The sequence below is a fragment of the Planomonospora antibiotica genome (assembly GCF_014647955.1).
GTDB classification, from domain to species: domain Bacteria; phylum Actinomycetota; class Actinomycetes; order Streptosporangiales; family Streptosporangiaceae; genus Planomonospora; species Planomonospora parontospora.
This window is the reverse complement of record NZ_BMQE01000005.1, coordinates 215,969-236,453: the sequence shown is the minus strand read 5'-3', so window position 1 is coordinate 236,453 and position 20,485 is coordinate 215,969. Positions and strand designations below refer to the sequence as shown.

General features: G+C 73.7%; 17 protein-coding genes. 8 read left to right on the top strand and 9 right to left on the bottom strand.

Annotated elements, in window-relative coordinates:
• Positions 1-23 precede the first annotated feature (23 nt).
• Positions 24-803 carry a methylenetetrahydrofolate reductase gene (locus IEZ06_RS07020; protein ID WP_189235818.1) on the bottom strand — a complete coding sequence of 260 codons (780 nt, stop codon included), beginning with the start codon at positions 801-803 and terminating at the stop codon, positions 24-26.
• 267 nt (positions 804-1,070) lie between these two features.
• On the opposite strand from IEZ06_RS07020, the gene IEZ06_RS07015 reads away from it, so the two are divergent.
• From IEZ06_RS07015 to IEZ06_RS07005, 3 genes are all read left to right on the top strand, one after another.
• A complete protein-coding gene (locus IEZ06_RS07015; protein WP_189235817.1) occupies positions 1,071-1,523 on the top strand; it encodes a lamin tail domain-containing protein in 453 nt (150 codons plus the stop codon).
• Between the two features lie 144 nt (positions 1,524-1,667).
• On the top strand, positions 1,668-2,642 hold the full coding sequence (locus tag IEZ06_RS07010; RefSeq protein ID WP_189235816.1) for an aldo/keto reductase: 975 nt from the start codon (positions 1,668-1,670) through the stop codon (positions 2,640-2,642).
• Between the two features lie 290 nt (positions 2,643-2,932).
• Positions 2,933-4,048, top strand: a complete 1,116-nt coding sequence (locus IEZ06_RS07005) for a class I SAM-dependent methyltransferase (protein ID WP_189235815.1) — start codon at positions 2,933-2,935, stop codon at positions 4,046-4,048.
• 18 nt (positions 4,049-4,066) lie between these two features.
• On the opposite strand, the gene IEZ06_RS07000 is transcribed toward IEZ06_RS07005, so the two are convergent.
• Entirely contained in the window at positions 4,067-4,735 is a 669-nt protein-coding gene (locus IEZ06_RS07000) for a hypothetical protein (protein ID WP_189235814.1), read from the bottom strand.
• Positions 4,736-4,974: 239 nt separating this feature from the next.
• Between IEZ06_RS07000 and IEZ06_RS06995 the strand changes: the two genes are divergently transcribed.
• From IEZ06_RS06995 to IEZ06_RS06980, 4 genes are all read left to right on the top strand, one after another.
• The gene (locus IEZ06_RS06995; protein WP_189235813.1) at positions 4,975-7,326 is read left to right on the top strand and encodes an MMPL family transporter; all 2,352 of its coding nucleotides are present in this window, start codon (positions 4,975-4,977) and stop codon (positions 7,324-7,326) included.
• A gap of 17 nt (positions 7,327-7,343) precedes the next feature.
• Complete coding sequence (gene polX, locus IEZ06_RS06990) at positions 7,344-9,032, top strand: DNA polymerase/3'-5' exonuclease PolX (protein WP_189235812.1); 1,689 nt, start codon at positions 7,344-7,346, stop codon at positions 9,030-9,032.
• Between the two features lie 79 nt (positions 9,033-9,111).
• Positions 9,112-10,236, top strand: coding sequence for a sulfite oxidase (locus tag IEZ06_RS06985; protein WP_189235811.1), 1,125 nt, complete (start codon positions 9,112-9,114; stop codon positions 10,234-10,236).
• Between the two features lie 242 nt (positions 10,237-10,478).
• Positions 10,479-12,101 (top strand): WS/DGAT/MGAT family O-acyltransferase, encoded by a 1,623-nt coding sequence (locus IEZ06_RS06980; protein WP_189235810.1) that lies wholly within the window; start codon positions 10,479-10,481, stop codon positions 12,099-12,101.
• A 107-nt stretch (positions 12,102-12,208) separates the two neighbouring features.
• On the opposite strand, the gene IEZ06_RS06975 is transcribed toward IEZ06_RS06980, so the two are convergent.
• Positions 12,209-12,814, bottom strand: coding sequence for a TetR/AcrR family transcriptional regulator (locus IEZ06_RS06975; RefSeq protein WP_229797848.1), 606 nt, complete (start codon positions 12,812-12,814; stop codon positions 12,209-12,211).
• Between the two features lie 65 nt (positions 12,815-12,879).
• Positions 12,880-13,938 carry an alpha/beta hydrolase gene (locus IEZ06_RS06970; RefSeq protein ID WP_189235809.1) on the bottom strand — a complete coding sequence of 353 codons (1,059 nt, stop codon included), beginning with the start codon at positions 13,936-13,938 and terminating at the stop codon, positions 12,880-12,882.
• A gap of 104 nt (positions 13,939-14,042) precedes the next feature.
• Between IEZ06_RS06970 and IEZ06_RS06965 the strand changes: the two genes are divergently transcribed.
• Entirely contained in the window at positions 14,043-14,966 is a 924-nt protein-coding gene (locus IEZ06_RS06965; RefSeq protein WP_189235808.1) for an aldo/keto reductase, read from the top strand.
• Positions 14,967-15,119: 153 nt separating this feature from the next.
• On the opposite strand, the gene IEZ06_RS06960 is transcribed toward IEZ06_RS06965, so the two are convergent.
• From IEZ06_RS06960 to IEZ06_RS06940, 5 genes are all read right to left on the bottom strand, one after another.
• Positions 15,120-16,730, bottom strand: a complete 1,611-nt coding sequence (locus tag IEZ06_RS06960) for a monocarboxylic acid transporter (RefSeq protein WP_189235807.1) — start codon at positions 16,728-16,730, stop codon at positions 15,120-15,122.
• A complete protein-coding gene (locus tag IEZ06_RS06955; protein WP_189235806.1) occupies positions 16,727-17,056 on the bottom strand; it encodes a DUF485 domain-containing protein in 330 nt (109 codons plus the stop codon). Before IEZ06_RS06955 ends, IEZ06_RS06960 begins: the two co-directional genes overlap by 4 nt.
• A gap of 190 nt (positions 17,057-17,246) precedes the next feature.
• Positions 17,247-18,977 (bottom strand): sodium/solute symporter, encoded by a 1,731-nt coding sequence (locus IEZ06_RS06950; RefSeq protein ID WP_189235805.1) that lies wholly within the window; start codon positions 18,975-18,977, stop codon positions 17,247-17,249.
• 88 nt (positions 18,978-19,065) lie between these two features.
• Positions 19,066-19,458, bottom strand: coding sequence for a hypothetical protein (locus IEZ06_RS06945; protein WP_203871745.1), 393 nt, complete (start codon positions 19,456-19,458; stop codon positions 19,066-19,068).
• Positions 19,459-19,685: 227 nt separating this feature from the next.
• Positions 19,686-20,456 (bottom strand): LytR/AlgR family response regulator transcription factor, encoded by a 771-nt coding sequence (locus IEZ06_RS06940; RefSeq protein WP_189235804.1) that lies wholly within the window; start codon positions 20,454-20,456, stop codon positions 19,686-19,688.
• Positions 20,457-20,485: the final 29 nt, after the last annotated feature.

Here is a 20,485-nt window from a genome sequence, read left to right as displayed (position 1 = left end):
CTGAGAGCATCCGGGGCGGGCCTTCACAGCGCCCCGGACAGCCGGGACTCCACCTCCCGGTAGCGGGCCACCGGGATCAGGTGCACCCCGTCGAAGGCACCCGAGTCGCGGACGGCCAGGACCTGCTCGCAGGCCGCCTCGACCCCGGCGAGCCGGTCGGCCGCCACCCTCTCCACCAGGTCCGCGGGGATGTCGATGTCGGGGATCGCGGCGGCCAGGCGGCGGGCGTGGTTCTCGCTGGCGATGACCATCACCCCGGCGTAGACCGGCACGTCCACCGGATTGGCCTCGCGCCACCGCAGCAGCGCCTCCAGCGAGAAGCCGACCTGGACGAACACGAAGTCGGCGGCGCGCTTCCAGGCCGGCAGCGGGCGCAGCCCGGCCGCGGTGCCGACCCGGAAGGCGGGGCTTCCCGCGAAGGCGGGGTCCTCACCGAGCCCGCGGACCTCCTCGATCATCGAACGAACGGTCAGGTCGCTCGTCCGGTTGCCCGTGGTGGGCTTGTCGCCGTACACGAACAGGAACTGGTCGACCCCGTACGCCGCGGCGGTGAGCAGGTCGCGGCGGAAGCCGAGCAGGTTGCGGTCGCGGGAGTTGAGGCAGGCGATGCTCCGCCCGCCCATCGCCTGGACCTCGTGGGCGACGGCGACGCTGGAGACCGTGGCCCGGCCGATGTGGTTGTCCGGGACGAGGAAGGAGCCGGCGATCCGGCTGAGGGTGCCGATCTGGTGGCGGACGTGCTTGAGGTCGGGACGGGTCGGCGGCTCGATCTCACAGACGATTTCGAAGGGGCGATCAGTCATGGGGTCGAATCTACGGAAGTCATGATCTCCGGGCCGGGTGTTCCACTGGACGAGATCAGCTCGAATCATAGGAAAGCGGCACCCAACCGGCCTGGACATGAACCGCACGGCCGCCGCCCCGCCGAGTGGACGCTCCCCGCCACCCGGAAACACGGGCACTCTTACGGACATATAGCCTAAATCGCTATAAAGCTCCGCCCGTCCGATACCTCTCCTCCAAAGAGGGCGGCGTCCCGCACAGTTCGTTCCCCGCACCAGGAGTGCCCCATGTTCAGCAGGCTCCTCGCCTCCGCCGCCGTCGTCGCGTCCGCAGTACTCGTCCCGTTCGCCCAACCCGCCGTGGCCGCGGCCCCGTCGGTACAGATCACCCGCATCTACTACGACAGCCCGGGCACGGACACCCGGTCCAACACGGTCATCAACCGCGAGTACGTGACGATCAAGAACACGAACCGGGTCAACATCAACATCGGCGGCTGGGTCCTGGTCGACAGGTCCAACCACCGCTACGTGTTCCGCGCCGGGCAGATCATCGGTGCCGGCAGGTCGCTGACGATCCGCACGGGCAAGGGCACCAACACCTCCACGACCCTCTACCAAGGACGTGGCTGGTACGTGTGGAACAACGACAAGGACACCGCCTATCTGCGTAAGAGCAACGGGGCGCTGGCGGACTACTGCTCCTACAACTCGGCCCGGACGTCCTACAAGAACTGCTGAGCGCTCGTGGCCGCGGGCCGCCCCGTCCGACCGGCCCGTGCCCATCCCGCGCCCGCCCCGGCGTGACCGGCGCGACCTGTGCGCAGGCGTTGATCACCCGGTCGTAGGCTGGCACCGTTGCCGAGATCGGGAGGGTTCTGTTCCATGGAATACGTACGGCTGGGGACGACCGGGTTGAAGGTCTCCAGGGTCTGCCTGGGCATGATGAGCTACGGTGACCCCGCCCGGTGGGGCGAGTGGGTGCTGGACGAGGCTTCCGCCGAGCCGATCGTGCGGCGGGCCGTGGAGGCCGGAGTGACGTTCTTCGACACCGCCGACGTGTACTCCCAGGGCGCCAGCGAGGAGGTCACCGGGCGGCTGCTCGCGCGGCGGTTCCCCCGCCGCGACGACTACGTGCTGGCCACCAAGGTCTTCTTCCCCATGGGCGAGGGGGCCAACGACCGCGGCCTGTCGCGCAAGCACCTGCACGCCGCCATCGACGACTCCCTGCGCCGCCTGGGCACCGACCACGTCGACCTCTACCAGATCCACCGCTGGGACGACGAGACGCCCATCGAGGAGACCATGCAGGCCCTGCACGAGATCGTGCAGGCGGGCAAGGCCCGCTACCTCGGCGCCTCCAGCATGGCCGCCTGGCAGTTCGCCAAGGCCCAGCACGTCGCCGAGGCCAACGGCTGGACGAAATTCGTCTCGATGCAGCCCCATTACAATCTCCTCTACCGCGAGGAGGAGCGCGAAATGCTCCCGCTCTGCGCGGACCAGGGCGTGGGGGTCATCCCGTGGAGCCCGCTGGCCCGCGGTCTGCTCGCCCGCGCGGGTTCCGCAGAGAGCACCGTCCGCGCCGGGAGCGACCCCCGCATCGACGCCCTCTACACCGACGAGGAGAACAACCGGCTGATCCTCGACCGGGTCGCCCAGGTCGCCCGGGAGCGCGAGGTCCCCGCGGCCCGGGTGGCGCTGGCCTGGCTGCTCCACCAGCCCGCGGTGACCGCCCCGATCGTCGGCGCGACCAGGGACCGCCACCTGGACGACGCCGTCGCCGCGGTGGAACTGGCCCTCACCGACAAGGAGATCTCCTTCCTCGCCGAGCCGTACCGGCCCCGTCCCGTCAGCCTCTGAGCGGACCGGGCGGACGGCGCGCCGGAGGCGACAGGGGCCCGGCGCCTCGGTGCCGGGCCGGAGCGGAGACGGCGGGGTCCCGGCGCCTCGGCGCCGGGCCGCCGGGGCCCGGCCGGGGTGGAGACCGGTCTGCGGGAGTGCACGGGCGGCGCATTCCCCGCTGAAGTTTTCCCCTGGAACGTCCCCGGGACCGTGTCGTAGTACGCACTGCGGGTGTGGAGAAGGCCATGGTGGGGGCCCCGGATCGCGGGCACGCTTCCGGGCGACCGTTCACCGGAAAGGACCTGATCATGTCCCATCTCGACACCCCCGCCGCGGGCCCGCAGACGGGCGGCGGGTGGCCGGACCCCGCCTCGCTGGACGTCGACTCCGAGCGGCTGGACGAGTTGCTGGGCAGGGCGATCGTCGACGCCGGGGCCACGACCTCCGCGGGCCTCGTCGTGCTGGGGATGCGGCTCGGCCTCTACGAGGCGCTGGCCGGCGGCCCGCTGACGACCGCCGAGCTCGCCGGGCGCACCGGTACGGCCGAGCGCTACGTGCGGGAGTGGGTCAGGGCCCAGGCCGCCGGCGGCTACCTCACCCACGACCCGGACGGCGACCGGTACGGCATGTCGCCCGAGCACGCGCTGGCGTTCAACCCGAGGGGGCCGCTGAACCTCGGGACGATGTTCCGCTTCGCCGTACGCGCGCTGACCGGGCTCGACCGGCTGGAGGCGGCGATGCGCAGCGGGGAGGGCATCGGCTGGCACGAGCAGGACGACGAGCTCGTCGCGTCGGTCGCCGACTTCTTCCGGAGCGGGTACGCCGCGCACCTGGTGACCGAGTGGATCCCGGCCCTGGACGGCGTCCACGAGCGGCTCACCGCGGGCGCCCGGGTGGCCGACGTCGGCTGCGGGTACGGGGTCACCACGATCCTGATGGCCCAGGCCTATCCGGCCTCGGAGTTCGAGGGCTACGACTACCACGACGTCTCGATCGAGCGGGCGCGCAAGGCCGCCGAGGCCGCGGGCGTCTCCGACCGGGCGCGGTTCGCGGTCTGCGCGGCCACCGAGATCCCTGCGGGTGGATACGACCTGGTCTGCACCTTCGACGCCCTGCACGACTACGGCGACCCGGTCGGCGCGGCCCGGCGCATGCGCGAGGCGCTGGGCGAGGGCGGGACCTGGCTGCTGGTGGAGCCGGCCGCCGGGGACCGGGTCCAGGACAACCTCCATCCGATGGGGCGCATGTTCTACGCGGCCTCGACCTACATGTGCGTGCCCAACGCCGTCTCCCAGGGCGGTTCGGCGATGGGCGCGCAGGCGGGCGGGCAGGCGATGCGCGGGGTGCTGGAGGAGGCGGGCTTCACCGACGTGCGCCTGGTCGCCTCCACCCCGGTCAACCACGTCTACCAGGTGCGTCCCTGACGCCGGGGGGACCGGCCGTCAGGAGACGGTCAGCCGGCCGCTGCCCTCGACGGCGGACACCCCGCTGACGGTGCAGGAGGTGAGGTCGGTGGTGGGGGTGGCGCTGCCCGCGACGCGGCGCCCCTTCATCGGGCCGGAGACGACCTTGCCGACCAGGAGGGCGTCGGCGGGGTTGGTTCCGGACAGCTCGCGGGACCCTGATCGGATCTTGGAGGTTCCCGCGGCCCGGCCCCGGGAGTCGTACCAGGTGATGGTGCCCTGGCTGCGCAGGCCGGAGACCCCGGTGCAGCTGGCCCGGCCCGAGCCCTTCATGGTCAGCCGCCCGCTCCTGAGGCGGGACTGGGAGCCGTCGGGAGAGGTGCAGGAGCTCAGCCGCAGGGTGCCCTTGGTGTCGACGGGTGCGGGCAGCAGGCCGACCGCCGGGGTGAAGGTGACCGGTCGTCCCGGCTCGGTGGCCGCGGTGCAGACCAGTTTGGCGGGGGCGGCGGAGACCCGGGCGTCGGTGAGGGCGGGCGCGGCGGAGGCCTGCGCGGTGCGGGCCGTCGCGGCGGGGGCGAAGGGGGCCGTCGCGGCGAGCACCGTGGCGAGCGCGGCGGTGAGCGCGGCGGTCGGGCCGGACACCGTCCGGCGCGGGGTGCGGCGCCCGTCGCGACGGGTACGGCCTGCGGTCCGGGGTGGGACGGTCATGGTTCTCCTCGGCGAGTCTCATTACCCTGAGTAGTTCTATCGAGACAATCTGTAGCATGCGGTGGTGATCCCCGGAGGCGATCCGCGGGTTCGCACGGAGCGCGCGGGCGGACGGGCCCTCGGCCGGTTCTCCCGATCGGCTCTCGACCGGCCCCGGGCGGCGTCCTGCGGAAACCGCGGACCGGCTCCCCGCCATGCACCCTCGGCCCGGAGGCCGGGGCCCACCCCGGAGACGATCGATGACGCTGCCGGCCGAACGACTCGGCACCGGGCCCGCCCCGCCCCGCCCGCCGGAGCGGCCTCCCGGACCCGCGGGCCGGCTGGGGTCGTGGGCGGCGCGGCACCACCGGCCGGTGGTCGGGATGTGGCTGCTGGCCGCGGTCGTGTCGCTGGCGCTGCTGCCCGGGCTGGTCCGCACCCTGGACGGCCCCTCGCTGGAGGTGGCGGGCTCCCCCTCGGCGCGGGCCGCCGCGCTGCTGGAGCGCGGGTTCCCGGAGATGGGCTCCGAGCAGGTGGTCGCCGCCTTCACCTCGACCGCCCCGGCCGGCCCGGCGGCCTCCGATCCGGCGTACCTGCGCGCGGTGGGCGCGGCGCTGCGGGCGCTGGCCGGGCGGCCGGGGGTCGGCGCGGTCCAGGTCCTGCCGCCGGCGCCGGGGCAGGACCGGCGCAACCTGTACGCGCTGGTCGGGCTCACCGGGGACGAGGCCGCGCGGCAGCGGCGGCTGGCGGACCAGGCGTCCGTCCTGCGGGAGGCGGCCGGGCGGGCGTCCGGCGGCGCGGTCGGCGCGTCCCTGGTCGGGGTGACGCCGCTGTTCGCGGAGGTCAAGGAGGTCGATCTGGCCGACCTGCGGACCGCCGAGGCGGTGGCCGCCCCGCTGGCGCTGATGATCCTCACCGCCGGGCTCGGGTCGCTGGGGGCGGCGCTGGTGCCGCTGGCCGTCGCCGGGGCCGCCGTCGCGGTCACCGCCGGGGTGCTCGCCGCGGCGGGTCCCGGACTGGGAGCCGGGCCGGACACGCTGACGCTGACGGTCGCCTGCTCGGTGGCGCTGGGGCTGGGCATGGACTACGCGCTGCTGATCACGTTCCGCTACCGGCAGGCGCGCGACCGGGGCCTGGACCGGTCGGCGGCGGCCGGGACGGCGACGGCCACGGCGGGGACGACGGTGTGCTGGTGCGCGGCGGCGGTGGCCCTCGCCGCGTGCGCCCTGCTCGCCGTACGGGTCGGCCCGGTCCGCTCGCTGGCCCTGCCCGCCGTGGTGGCGGCGGTGGCGGCACCGGCCGCGGCGCTGACGCTGCTGCCGGCCCTGCTGGCCGGATGCGACCGCTTCCTGGGGTTCGGCGCCCTGCCCCGGCGCGGTGCGCGGGGTTCGGGCCGGTCCCGCGGCACCGGCCTGCCCGGCGGGTCCGGCGGGTCCGGCGGAGCTGACGGGTCCGGCGGGTCCGGCGGGTCCGGCGGGTCCGGCGGAGCTGACGGGTCCGGCCGGGCCTGCGGGAGGCACGGCGTGGACCGCGGGGGCGAAGAGGGCGGGTGGGCGCGCTGGGCGCGGCATCTGATGCGCCATCCGTGGCCCTACCTGGCGGGTGCGACCGCGCTCCTGCTGCTGGCCGCCGCCCCGCTGCCGGGTCTCCGGCTGGGCATGGACGTCGACCGGGCGTCCGTCGCCGGCACGGAGGCGGGGCGCGGCCTGGCCCGGATGGAGGCCGACGGGGTGGCGGGGCTGACGGCGGTGCTGCTGCCCCACCCGCCGGGCGGGCCTCCGGTGGACACCTCCGCGCTGGTGGCCGCGCTGCGCGCGGATCCGCGGGTGGCGCTGGCCGTGCCCGCCGACAACGGCCGTGACCTGACCGTCGTCATGGTGGTGAGCGACCAGGCGCCCGACCGGGCGGGTGCGGCCGCGCTGAACGAGCGCATCGCGCGGGCGCCGGCCCTGGGCCTGCTGCCCGCCGGGCAGCGGGTGCTGGTCGGCGGGCCCGCCGCGATGACGGCCGACCTGGGCGCGGCGAGCACCGACCGGCTCTGGCAGGTGGCGGCCCTGGTGCTGTCCGGCTCGCTGCTGTTCCTGTCGGTGGCCTTCCGCAGCCTGCTGCTGCCGCTCAAGGCGGTGCTGCTGAACCTGCTGACCGTCGCGGCGGCCTTCGGGCTGACGGTCTGGGTGTTCCAGGGGCCGTCCGGGACTCCGGCGGTCTCCGCGGTGCTGCCGGTGGCCCTGCTCACGCTGGTGTTCGGCCTGTCGATGGACTACGAGGTGTTCGTGGTGCGCCGCATCGCCGAGTACCGCCGCGCGGGCGCCGGGGACACGGAGGCTGTCGCGCTGGGGCTGCAGCACAGCGCGCGGACCGTGACCCTGGCCGCCGCGGTCATGGTCGTCACCTTCGCCGGGCTGCTCGCCGGTCACCGGCAGGAGGTCCGGCAGCTCGGTTTCGCCGTCGCCGCGGCGATCACCATCGACGCGGTCCTGGTCCGCCTGGTCATGGTCCCGGCGCTGATGCGGCTGCTGGGGCGGGGCAACTGGTGGCTGCCCGCCCCGCTGGCACGGCTTCTGCCGCTCGCCGTACCCGGTGCCGCCGCGGGCCCGGAAACGTCGGGGTGATCTCCTAGGGTGGGCCCGTGACACGAGCGAATGACGATGTGGCCGCCGCCCTGGAGGAGTACGCCGAGCTGTTCGCGATGACGGGCGGTGACGCGTTCCGGGTCCGCAGCTACCAGAAGGCCGCCAAGGCCATCGCGGGCTTCCCCGAGGACATCGCCTCGACGGCCGTGCGGAGCGTGCCGGGCGTGGGCGAGGCGATCGCCAAGAAGGTCGAGGAATACCTCGAGCGGGGCGGGTTCCGGCAGCTGGACGAGCTGCGCGGCCGGGTCCCCGAGGGGGTGCGCAGGCTGACCCGGGTGCCCTCGCTCGGGCCGAAGAAGGCGGTCTTCCTCTACCAGGAGCTCGGCGTCGACTCCCCCGAGGCGCTCGCCGAGGCGATCAGGGCGGGCCGGCTCAAGGGGGTGAAGGGCTTCGGCCCCAAGACCGAGGAGAACCTCCTGCGGGGCGTCGAGCAGCTGGCGCGGACCAGCGCGCGGGTGCACGTCGGCGTGGCCATGGAGCTGGCCGAGCGGGTCGTCGCCTCGCTGCGGGACGGGGCCGAGCGCATCGCCTACGCCGGGTCGCTGCGCCGGATGCGCGACACCGCCGGCGACGTCGACGTGCTGGCCGTCGCGCCGGAGTCGCTCATGGACGACTTCAAGGCCAGGCCGTACGTCGCGGAGGTCATCGCCTCGGGCGGGAAGAAGACCTCGATCCGCACCCACCAGGGCGTGCAGGTGGACCTGCGGCTGATCCCGGCCGGGTCCTGGGGTGCCGGCCTGCTGTACTTCACGGGGTCGCAGGCGCACAACGTGCGCCTGCGGGAGATCGCCGTGAAGAAGGGCTGGAAGCTCTCGGAGTACGGCCTCTTCGACGGCGACCGGGTGATCGCGGCGGCCGAGGAGGAGGACGTCTACCGGGCGCTCGGCATGGAGTGGATCCCGCCGGCGCTGCGCGAGGACGGCGGGGAGATCGCCGCCGCGCTGGAGGGCGGACTGCCGCGGCTGGTCACCCTGGAGGACCTCCGCGGCGACCTGCACACCCACACCGACCTGACCGACGGCATCGCCTCGCTGGAGGACATGGTGGCCGCCGCCGCGGCGCGCGGCCACTCCTACTACGCGATCACCGACCACGCCCCGGACCTGGCCATGCACCGGATGACGCTGGAGAAGGCGCTGGAGCAGCGCGAGCAGATCAAGCGACTTCAGGGTAGATATCCGGACATGCGGCTCCTGCACGGCACCGAGCTCAACATCGGCCCGGACGGCTCGGTCGACTGGCCGGCCGAGATCCTGGCGGGCTTCGACGTGTGCGTGGCGAGCGTGCACTCCCATTTCGGGCAGTCCCGCGAGGAGATGACCCGCCGGCTGGTCACCGCGTGCGAGAACCCGCACGTCCACGTCATCGGCCATCCCACGACCCGACTGATCGGCCGGCGCGAGCCGGTGGACGCCGACTGGGACGAGGTCTTCCGCGCCGCCGCCCGCACCGGCACCGCGATGGAGATCGACTCCATGCCCGACCGCTCCGACCTCCCCGCCGACCTGGTACGGCTGGCGCGCCACCACGGCGTGGTCTTCTCCATCGACAGCGACGCCCATGCGGTGCCCCACCTGGCGGGACAGCGCTTCGGCGTCGGCATCGCCCAGCGTGCCTGGCTGACTCCGGAGGACGTGGTCAACGCCTGGCCGCTGGAGCGGCTGCTGGCCTTCCTGGGCCGCTGAGGATCCGCGAACCCGCACCCCCCACGAGATTGCATGCTTTCCTAGTAGGTAATAGCAGCAATAGAGGGGATGGTGCCGCATGCCGGACGAGGCCGTCGTCGAACCCACCGCCGAGCCCACCGCCGGACCCATCGTCAAGCCGCTGCCGCCGGAGCTGTTCGACGTGCACGGCTCCTGCGCCGAGATGCGCTGGGAGGCCATGCGCGGCGCCGGATACCACGTGCCCGTCGACCGGTTCTTCGTCCGCAACCACACCCGCACCCCGGTGATCGACGCGGCGGCCTGGCGGCTGGAGTTGCACGGCTCGGGCCTGCGCGCGCCGAGGAGCTTCGGCTACCGGGAACTGCTCGCCATGCCCTCCGTGACCCGGGACGTGCTGATCGAGTGCGCGGGCAACGGCCGGCGGTTCTTCACCGACCAGCAGCACCAGGAGGTCTCCGGCACCCCCTGGCGGCTCGGCGCCGCCGGGGTGGCCCGCTGGCGAGGGGTGCCGCTGGCCGCGGTGCTGGAGCTCGCCGGGATCACCCCCGGCGCCGTCGACGTGATGCCCCGCGGGCTCGATCCCCGCTACGTGGCCGACGGCGTCGACCACGGCCGGGTGCGGCGGCCGATCCCGGTCGCCAAGGCGCTCGACGACGTCATCCTGGCCTACGAGATGAACGGCGGGCCGCTCCCGCCCGACCACGGGCACCCGGTCCGGCTGGTCGTGCCGTCGTGGATCGGCCTGGCCTCGGTCAAGTGGGTGGGCGACATCGAGGTCTCCGCCGAGCCGCTGTCCTCGCCGTGGACCACGGAGTTCTACCGGATGGTCGGCGGGGAGCACCCGCCGGGGGGCGGTCCCCCGCTGACCGTGCACGACGTCAAGAGCGCCTTCGAGCTGCCGTGGGGGGCCGTCCTGGCCGCCGGGCGCCCGCACGTGCTGCGCGGCCGCTCCTGGTCCGGCCGCGGCCGGATCACCTCGGTCGAGGTGAGCGTCGACGGCGGCGCCTCCTGGCGGCCGGCCCTGCTGCGCGGCGCGCACGTCGCCCGCGCCTGGACCCGGTGGCACGTCACCTGGAACCCTCCGGCGAGCGGTTCGTACACCCTGCTCGCCCGCGCGGCCGACGAGACCGGCGCCGCCCAGCCCATGGAAAGCCCTTACAATGAATTGGGATATCTCTTTAACGCGGTTGTGCAGTGTCCGGTGCGGGTCGTAAACATCTAGCGGAACCGCCAGCGGCACGGAAACATAACCCCAACGGGAAAAACAGCGACCGTGCCCGCATGACCTGCGCATGCGTTGATCAGGCAGGACACGTTACCGAAATCGGCGTTCGCTATTGCGGATTTCATCTGAAAGACTCCTCCGGTTGCTCCACGGAAACGCAGACGAAACGAACCGGGGTGATGATGACAGAGTCCGTTCCAACGGTCCGTTCCCATTCTCTCCGCCGAGAGGCCCAGCCGATGCGCCAGTTGACCCCGCTCGACGCGCAGTTCCTGCACGCCGAGTCGGCGACCACCGCCGCCCACGTCGCGGGGGTGGCCGTGCTGGATCCGAGCCGCACCCCCGAGGGCAGGATCACCCGCGAGGCACTGATCGCGCTGCTGCGCGACCGGCTGCACCTGGCCCCGGCCCTCGGACTGCGCCTGGTGAGCGTGCCGTTCGGCCTCGACCATCCGTACTGGACGGAGGACCCCTCCTTCGACGTCTCCCACCACGTGCACGAGACGACCCTGCCGATGCCGGGCGACGACGCCCAGCTCGCCGAGGCGGTCGCCCGGCTCCACGAACGGCGGCTGGACCGCCGCCGCCCGCTCTGGGAGATGCACCTGATCCAGGGCCTGACCGGCGGCCGGGCCGCGCTGTACATCAAGGTCCACCACTGCGCCATCGACGGGGTGTCGGGCGCGGAGACGCTGGCCGCCCTGCTGGACCTCACCCCCGAGCCGCGCGCGGTCGAGCCGCCCGCGGCGCGCCGGCCGACCGCCGCGCCGGGGATCGTCACGATGCTCGCCGGGGCCGTCAGCCGGTCGGCGACCCATCCGCTGCGGGCGCTGCGCTCCCTCGGCCGGGCCGCGGCCGACCTCGACGCGATCCCGCTCGCCGCCACCCTGCCGGGGGCCCGCCTGGTGGCCGCCACGACCCGGATGCTCCGGGGGACGACCAGGGACCTGCCCGCGCTGCCCTCGCTGGCGGCCCCGCGCACCCCGTTCAACGGCCCGATCAGCGCCCGTCGGCGCTTCTCGTACGGTTCCGTCCCGCTGGCCGACGTCCGGCGGGTGGCCAGGTCGTCCGGGATCAGCGTCAACGACGTGGTCATGGCCCTGTGCACCTCGGCGCTGCGCTCCTGGCTGGAGGAGCGCGGCGCGCTCCCGGACCGGCCGCTGATCGCCGCGGTCCCGGTCTCGGTCCGCACGGCACGCGGCCGGAGCGATCGGCGCGGTCAGGACGGGCAGGGCGGCGAGGGCGCCGTCGGCAACCAGATCTCCGCCATGATCACGCCGATGCCCACCGACGTGGCCTGCCCCCGGGAGCGGCTGCAGGCCGTGGGGGCGGCGATGCGCACCGCCAAGCGCCGCTTCGCCGGTTCCCCGTCCGCCTGGCCCAGCGAGCTGACCTCGATGATGCCCGCGCCGGTCACCGCCCTGGCCACCCCCGCGCTCTTCCGGCTGGCCTCGATGGGGGCCCCGCCGGTCAACCTGATCGTCTCCAACGTGCCGGGGCCGCAGTTCCCCCTGTACCTGTGCGGGGCCCGGGTGCTCGGCTACCACCCGATGTCGGTGCTCAGCGACGCGACCGGCGGGCTCAGCATCACCTGCTTCTCCTACGACGGCTCGCTCGACTTCGGCATCGTCGCCTGCCCGGACCGGGTCGAGGACGTCTGGCGGCTGTTGGGCCACCTCCAGGAGGCGATGGACGAGCTGGTGGAACTGACCGGGCCCGCGCCGGCCGCCGCTCCCGCGCCGGTCCCTGTCCCGGCCGCCGCTCCCGCTCCCGCGCCGGTCCCTGTCCCGGCCGCCGCTCCCGCTCCCGCGCCGGTCCCTGTCCCGGCCGCCGCGCCGGCCGTGGAGCCGAGCCCGGTCTGAACCCGGCCTGAGCCCGGCCTGAACCGCGCGTCCGCGCCGGGCCCGGTCCGGGCCGCGCGTCCGCGTGCCGCGCCCTCCCGACCGGGAGCGGCCGGCAGGGCGCGCCGTCACGCCAGGGCGTGCACGATCAGCTCGGCCACCGCGTCGGGATCGATGTGGTGGCCGGTGAGCTGGCAGAGGTTCTCCTGGTGGAGCAGGACGGCGGCGAAGGTGACCGCCGCGACCTCCAGCCGGGCGGCGTCGCCGCGGGCGCCGGGCAGGGCCAGCTCCAGCGCGAACCGGGCCCGGCGGATGATCTCACCGTTGAGGTGGCCGAGCCGGGCGCGGACCGAGCCGTGCGTGTCGGCCTCGCGGAACAGGATGCGCCGCATGGCCGGGGAGGCCCTGATCGGCAGGCGGCGGGCGAGCCGGGACAGGGCGCCCGCCGCGTCACCGGGGACGGCCTCCGCCTCCGGGGACTCCTCCACCACCAGCGTGCGCTCGTCGACCAGCGCGACCAGCACGTCGATCTTGCGGGGGAAGTAGTGGAAGACGAGCCCCTTGGGGACGTCCGCCAGGCGGGCGATCTCTGCCGTGGGGGTGGCCTCGTAGCCGTCGCGGGCGAACAGCTCCTCGGCGGCGTCCAGGATGCGGGCGCGCGCGTCCGGCTCCCCCGTCCCGCCGGGACCGCCGGGGCGCCGCGATCTGCTGGCGCGGTGACGGAGGCTTCCCACAGCCCGACGATAACCTCGCGGGCCTGGCGGATTCCATGTCGCCGGGGGAACAGGGCCGTACGCGCTCAGTCACCGGCCCCGACGGAGGACAGCAGCATGGGCAGCGCGCGGCGCAGTTCCCTGTTCCAGTAGGTCATGTTGTGCCTGCCCCGGTAGAAGTGCGTCTCGACCGGGATGCCCAGCTCGCCGAGCCGGCCGGTGAAGGCGGTCGCCGCCTTGCGGGCCAGTTCCTCGGTGACGTCGCCGAACAGCTCGCCCGGCCGCGGGCGCCCGTCGCCCGCGGCCACATACAGGCGGACTCCGCGCAGCTCGGCGGCCCGGTGGTAGGGGTTGTGCTCCTCCCAGACCTTCCGGTCGCCGTGCGGGTCGCCCCAGATGCGCTTCCAGTCGGTGCCGAAGCAGCCGGCGGCGGTGCCGAGCATGACGGCGAGGTCGACGCCGGGCAGCAGCGTGTGCACGGCGCCGCTGAAGGAGGCCGCGGCCCTGAACCCGCCCGTCGCGGCGTAGAGCATCGCCCCCTGGCCGCCCATCGAGTATCCGGCGATCGCCCGGTCGCCGCCCGCGCCGTACCGGCTCTCCAGCAGGGGCAGCAGCTCCTGAAGGTGGTGGGTGGCCCACCGGGGCGGTCCGCCGCGGCCGCCGTTGTACCAGTCGGAGTAGCTGCCGCACCTGCCGCCGTCGGGCATCACGACGATCACCGGGGCGGCCGCGGTCAGCCGCTCGACGTCCGACCTCGACCAGCCCCGGTGGTCGTCCAGCCCGCCGTGCAGCAGCCACAGGGTGGGCCAGGTCCGGCCGGAACCGGCCGACCAGCCCTCGGGCAGCAGCAGCCGTACCGTGGTGACGTCGTCCAGCGCGGCCGAGCGCAGGGTCAGGTCCATCCGGCGGCCGTCCAGCCGCCGCTCCCTGACGACCTCGATCCCCTCCGGCGCCTCGGGGGTCTGCCGGGTCTCCGGGGTCGCGCTCGCCCGCCGCTCCCCGGTGGCGGGGGCGCCCGTCGGCTCGGCGACCGGGCGGCGCTGGCCGGTGATCAGTGCGAGCGTCGCGGCCACCACCAGGACGAACAGCCCGGTGACGACCACGGCCCCGACGAGGAGCCCTCGTAGCCGTGAACCGGGTGCCATGCGAGCCGCCTCCGCCCGTGCGCCGACCCGGCACATGCTAATCCCGGGACGATCTCCCTGGATGCTCAGGAAGTGAGTGAACGCCGGGGAATAGAGTGGCTGGCATGAGCCTTTCTGAGCTGAACCTCTTCCCGCTCTGCCTGGGCGGCAACGTTTTCGGCTGGACCGCCGACCGGGACGCCTCCTTCGCCGTCCTGGACGCCTACGCCGAGGCGGGCGGCAACTTCATCGACACCGCGGACTCCTACTCCGAGTGGGTCCCCGGCCATGTCGGCGGCGAATCGGAGACCATCATCGGCGAGTGGATGGCCTCCCGGGGCAACCGCGACCGCATGGTGGTGGCCACCAAGGTCGGCTCCCTCTCGGCCCGCAAGGGGCTCTCGGCCGCGAACATCCGCGCCGCCGCGGAGGACTCGCTGCGGCGGCTGCGGACCGACCACATCGACCTGTACTGGGCGCACATCGACGACCGGGAGACCCCTCTGGAGGAGACCCTGGAGGCGTTCGACGCGCTGGTCCGCGAGGGCAAGGTCCGCAACATCGGCGCCTCGAACCACGACGCCGGCCGGCTGGCCGAGGCGCTGGAGATCTCCGACCAGAAGGGCCTGGCCCGCTACGGGGTGCTCCAGCAGCACTACAACCTGATGGAGCGCGGCTACGAGGGCGCGCTGCGCGACGCGGTCGTCGAGGGGTGCCTGACCAGCACGCCGTACTTCGGCCTGGCCAGGGGCTTCCTGACCGGCAAGTACCGGCCGGGGGCCGACGTGGACAGCCCGCGGGCGGCCAAGGCGTCGGAGTACCTCGCGACCGAGCGCGGCCCGCGGGTGCTGGCCGCGCTGGACGAGGTGGCCGCCGCGCACGGCGCGGTCCCGGCCACGATCGCGCTCGCCTGGCTGGCGGCCCAGCCCACCGTCGCCGCGCCGATCGCCAGCGCCCGCAGCGTCGAGCAGCTCCGGCCGCTGCTCGCGGTCGCCGACGTGAAGCTGACCGACGAGGAGCTCGCCCTGCTGGACGAGGCTTCCCGCTAGGAGACCGTCGCGGGACGGTGAAGGGCCCGGCCGCCCCGAGGCGGCCGGGCCCTCCGGCGGGACTCGTGACCCGTCCGGCGATCTTCGCGGCCGGGGCCGGGATCCGTCCGGCGGTCTCCGTGGCGGGGACCACCGGACGTCCGGTGCGCCGGGCTAGTGCTCGGCGGCCTTCTCGGCGCCGACGCCGGTGAGCGAGCGGACCTCGATCTCGGCGTACTTGGCCGCGCTGTACTCCTTGCTGAGCTTGGTGCCGATCCAGCCGGCCAGGAAGCCGATCGGGATCGAGAGCAGGCCCGGGTTGCTCAGCGGGAACCAGGCGAAGTTCGCGTCGGGGAAGAGCGAGGTGGGCTTGCCCGACACGACCGGCGAGAAGATCACCAGGACGAGTGCGGAGACCAGGCCTCCGTAGATGGCCGAGGTGGCACCCGCGGTGTTGAAGTTCTTCCAGAACAGGCTGTAGAGGATCGCCGGCAGGTTGCCCGAGGCTGCCACGGCGAAGGCCAGGGCGACCAGGAAGGCCACGTTCTGCCCCTGCGCGAGGATGCCGAGCCCGATGGAGAACGCACCGATGACGAAGGCGGAGATCCGGGCGACCAGGACCTCCTCCTTGTCGGTGACGTTGCCGCGCTTGAAGACGTGCGCGTACAGGTCGTGGGCGAAGGACGAGCTGGAGGCCAGCGTCAGGCCGGCCACGACCGCCAGGATGGTGGCGAACGCGACCGCCGCGATGACGGCCAGCAGGATCGTGCCGCCCACGTCTCCGAAGATCGCCGTACCGATCGCCAGGGCGAGCTGCGGCGCCGCGGTGTTGCCCGCCTTGTCCTGCGCCAGGATCGCCTCGCCGCCGACCAGCGCCGCCGCGCCGAAGCCCAGCACGAGGGTGAGCAGGTAGAAGGTGCCGATGATGCCGATGCCCCACAGCACCGACTTCCTGGCCTCCTTGGCGGTGGGCACGGTGTAGAAGCGGATCAGGATGTGCGGCAGGCCCGCGGTGCCGAGCACCAGCGCCAGGCCGAGGCTGATCAGGTCGAGCTTGCCGGCCAGGCCCTGCGCCTCGGTGCCGTACTTCAGGCCGGGCTCCAGGAACGCCTTCCCCTTGCCGCTCTCCGCGGCGGCCTCACCGAGCAGGGCGGAGAGGTTGAAGCCGTACTTGCCCAGGACCAGCAGGGTGACCAGGGTCGCGCCGCTCATCAGCAGCACGGCCTTGACGATCTGCACCCAGGTGGTGCCCTTCATGCCGCCGATGACCACATAGATGATCATCAGGATGCCGACGCCGACGATCGTCCACGCCTTGGCCGCCTCGCCCTCGATGCCGAGCAGCAGGCCGACCAGCGCGCCCGCGCCGACCATCTGGGCCAGCAGGTAGAAGATCGACACGACGATGGTGGAGACGCCCGCCGCGGTGCGGACCGGGCGCGGGCTCATCCGGAAGGCCAGCACGTCGGCCATGGTGAACTTGCCGGAGTTGCGCATCAGCTCCGCGACCAGCAGCAGCGCCACCAGCCAGGCGACGAGGAAGCCGATGGAGTAGAGGAAGCCGTCGTAGCCCGAGAGGGCGATGATGCCGGCGATGCCCAGGAAGCTGGCGGCCGACATGTAGTCGCCGCCGATCGCCAGGCCGTTCTGCGCGCCGCTGAAGGAGCGGCCTCCGGCGTAGTAGTCGGCGGCGGTCTTGGTCTGCCGGCTGGCCCAGAACGTGATGCCCAGCGTCGCGGCGACGAAGACCAGGAACAGGATGGTCGACAGGGTCTGGGAGCTCATTCGGTCCGCCCCTCGATCTCGTGGCGGATCTCGTCGGCGATCGGGTCGATCTTCTTCTCCATGTGCCGCGAGTAGGCCCAGGCGATGCCGAACGTGGAGACGAACTGCAGGAAACCGAAGATCAGGGCGACGTTGATGTTGCCCAGCACCTTGGTGCCCATGAAGTCGCGCGCCCAGCCGGACAACACCACGTAGAGCAGGTACCACGCGAGGAAGGCGGCGGTCATCGGGAACGTCCAGGCGCGGAAGCGGCGCTTCAGCTCCTGGAAGCGCTCACTCGCCTGCGCTTGTTCGTAAACCGATGCGTCATGTTGTCTGGCGGTCAAGGGGGAGACCTCCCATGAATGTGATCTGGATCACGGCTACCGTAGGAGCGGCGGGTACCCCGCGAGGAGACCCCCGCACGCGCTCTTCGCCCAGCCGCCGCCCAGCCGCGTTCAGCTGGGTACGGCCTGCGGTGAAAGGTCCTTCCCGCGCGCCGAACGGCACATGGGCCCGGTCATCGGCCCGGACGCCTCACGTTCCCCTGGGGCGCCAGTCCCCGCGGTCCACCTTCAGCGTCTCGGGGGTGTGCAGGCGCACCATCGTGCGGGCCACGCCCTTCGGGATCCGGCCCGGTGTGAGCAGGGAGACGACGACCATGACGAGGAACGCGATCGGGACGGTCCAGGCGGCCGGCTGGGCCAGCAGTGCGCCGGCCAGGCCGCGGTAGGGCCCCCCGACGATCGTGGCGAGCACCGCCGCGCACGCCAGCCCCCCGCCGGTCAGCAGCCCCGCCATCGCACCCGCGTCGGTGAACCGCCGCCACCAGATGCCCAGGACCAGCAGGGGGCAGAACGACGAGGCGGCGACCGCGAACGCCAGGCCCACCACGTCCGCCACCGGCAGCGAGCGCGTCGCGGTGGCCAGCGCCAGCGGGACGATCACCGCCAGCACCGTCGCCAGCCGGAACGAGCGCACCCCGCCGCGCAGGATGTCCTGCCCGATCACCCCCGCCACCGAGACCGTGAGTCCCGACGAGGTGGACAGGAACGCGGCGAACGCCCCCGCCGTCACCAGCGCCGAGAGCAGGTCGCCCGCCGTACCGCCGACCAGGCGGCCCGGCAGGGTCAGCACCACCGCGTCGGTGCGGCCGGTCATCAGCAGCTCGGGGGCGTAGATCCGGCCGAGCGCGCCGTAGACCGCCGGCAGCAGGTAGAAGGCGCCGAGCAGCGAGAGCACCACCAGCGTGGTACGGCGGGCCGCCCGGCCGTCGGGGTTGGTGTAGAAGCGCACCAGCACGTGCGGCAGGCCCATGGTGCCCAGGAAGGTCGCCAGGATCAGCGAATAGGTCGTGTACAGGGGGTAGTCCCTGCTCTCCAGCGGCAGCGCCCACTGCCGGTCGGTGAGCGCGGGCAGGTTCTCGGCGTGCGGCACCGCGGCGCCGGCCGGGAAGGTGACCCTCGTCTCGTGGGCGACGGTGTGCGGGCCGGGGGCCAGCGTGATCCGCGCCCGGTCGAGGGGGCGCCCGTCCAGGCGGCCGGTGACGGTCACCTCGACCGGCTCGGCGACCCGCACCGTGACGTCCACGGCGACGGTGACCGTGGTCCGCTCGGCGAAGACCGGGGGCGTCTCCCCGGCCGGGGCGGGGGCGCCGTCCGCCCGCCAGGCCAGCAGCAGGAAGACCACCGGCAGGGCGAGCGCGGTGAGCTTGAGCCAGTACTGGAAGGCCTGCACGAACGTGATGGAGCGCATGCCCCCGGAGAGCACGTTGACCGCGACGACGACGGCCACCAGCACGCCTCCGGCCCACACCGGCGCGCCGGTGATCGTGCGCAGCACCAGCCCGGCGCTCTGGAACTGCGGCATGAGGTACAGCCAGCCGATCAGCACCACGAGCACGCTGGCGCTGCGGCGCACGGTCATCGACTCCAGGCGGGCCTCGGCGAAGTCCGGGAGCGTGTAGGCGCCCGACCGGCGCAGCGGCGCGGAGACCAGCACCAGCAGCACGAGGTAGCCGCCCGTCCAGCCGACCGGCAGCCAGAGCATGTCGGCGCCGTAGGCCAGGATCAGCCCGGCGATGCCCAGGAACGACGCGGCCGACAGGTACTCCCCGCCGATCGCGGAGGCGTTCCACAGCGGCGAGACCGTGCGGGAGGCCACGTAGAAGTCGGAGGTCGTGCGCGACAGCCGGAGACCGAAGATCCCGATGAGGACGGCGGCCAGCACCACGACGACGACCGCCGAGACGCCGTAGGCGGTGTTCACTCCGGCCTCCCGGCCCGGCCGCCGTCCACCCCGGCCGCCGTCTCCCCCGTGGTCCCGGTCTCCCCCGCTTGTCCCGCCGGCTCCACGGTCACTGCCGCTCCACCAGGTCGGCGAAGTGGCGCTCGTTGCGCTCGGCCTGCCGTACGTAGAGCCAGGCTCCGGCGACGAGCCCCGGGTAGACCAGCCCGGCGAGCAGCGCCCAGGGCAGTCCCACGCCGAGCAGCCGCACCTCGCGCAGCTCCGGCACGAGCAGGAACAGCAGCGGCAGGCCGCCCACCACGCAGGCGAGCACGGTGCACACGAACAGGGCGAGCCGGAACTGGGTGCGCACCAGGGAGCGCATGTACACCTCGCCCAGGCTGGTCTGCTCGTCGATCTCCCGGGTGGCGGGGTACCGGGAGCGGCGGGCCGCCTGGGTCCTGGGGCTGGTCACCACCTCGCGGCGGGGCCGTTCGCCGGGCCGCACCAGCCGGTCGGCCACGCGCAGCGCCCGGTCGCCGCGGCGCCGCGGCCCGGTCCCCCGCTCCTCGTCGCCCCCCTCGCCGGGCCCCCTGCCGGCGTCCCGCTCCGCGCTCCGGCCCGTGTTCCGCTCCGCGCTCCGGCCCGTGTTCCGCTCCGCACTCCGGCCCGTGTTCCGCTCCGCACTCCGGCTGGTGTTCCGGTCCGTGTTCCGCCCGGTTCCGCCGTCGTCCGCACCCCGCCCGGCCGTCACTCGGACCTGCCCCTGCGGGCGCGCCGTACCAGCAGGTCGCGCAGCTCGCGGGTGTGGCGGCGGCTGACCGGGATCTCGGTCTCGCCGATGCGGACCACGCAGCGGCCCGAGTCGATGTGCAGCTCGTCGATGTGCTTGACCGCGACCAGGTGGCTGCGGTGCACCCGGACGAACCCGGCCGAGGCCCAGCGCTCCTCCAGGGTCGCCAGCGGGATGCGGACCAGGTGGCTGCCGCCCGCGGTGTGCAGGCGGGCGTAGTCGCCCTGCGCCTCCACGTAGCGGACGTCGGTGCTGGAGACGAACCGGGTCACGCCGCCGAGCTCCACCGGGATGGTCTGCGGGTCGGTACGGCCCGCACCGCCGCCGCCGTCGCCGTCCGGCAGCTCCGCCGAGACGCAGACCCGCCGGATGGCCTCGGCCAGCCGCTCCGGGCGGACCGGCTTGAGCAGGTAGTCCTCCGCCTTGATCTCGAAGGCGTCCACCGCGTGCTCCTCGTAGGCGGTCACGAAGACCACCCGGGGCGGGTTCGCGAACTGCGAGAGCAGCCTGCCGAGCACCACCCCGTCCAGGCCGCGCATCCGGATGTCGAGGAAGACCGCGTCGATCGGCCGCCCGTCGGCGATGGCGCGGTCCAGCACGCGCAGCGCCGCGGCGCCGTCCCTGGCCAGGGAGACCTCGTCGATGCGGGGGTCGTCGCGCAGCAGGTAGGCCAGGTCCTCGAGCGCGGGCAGCTCGTCGTCCACCGCCAGAACACGCAGGCCGGTCACGCTCGCTCCTCCGGGTCGTGCGTCAGGGG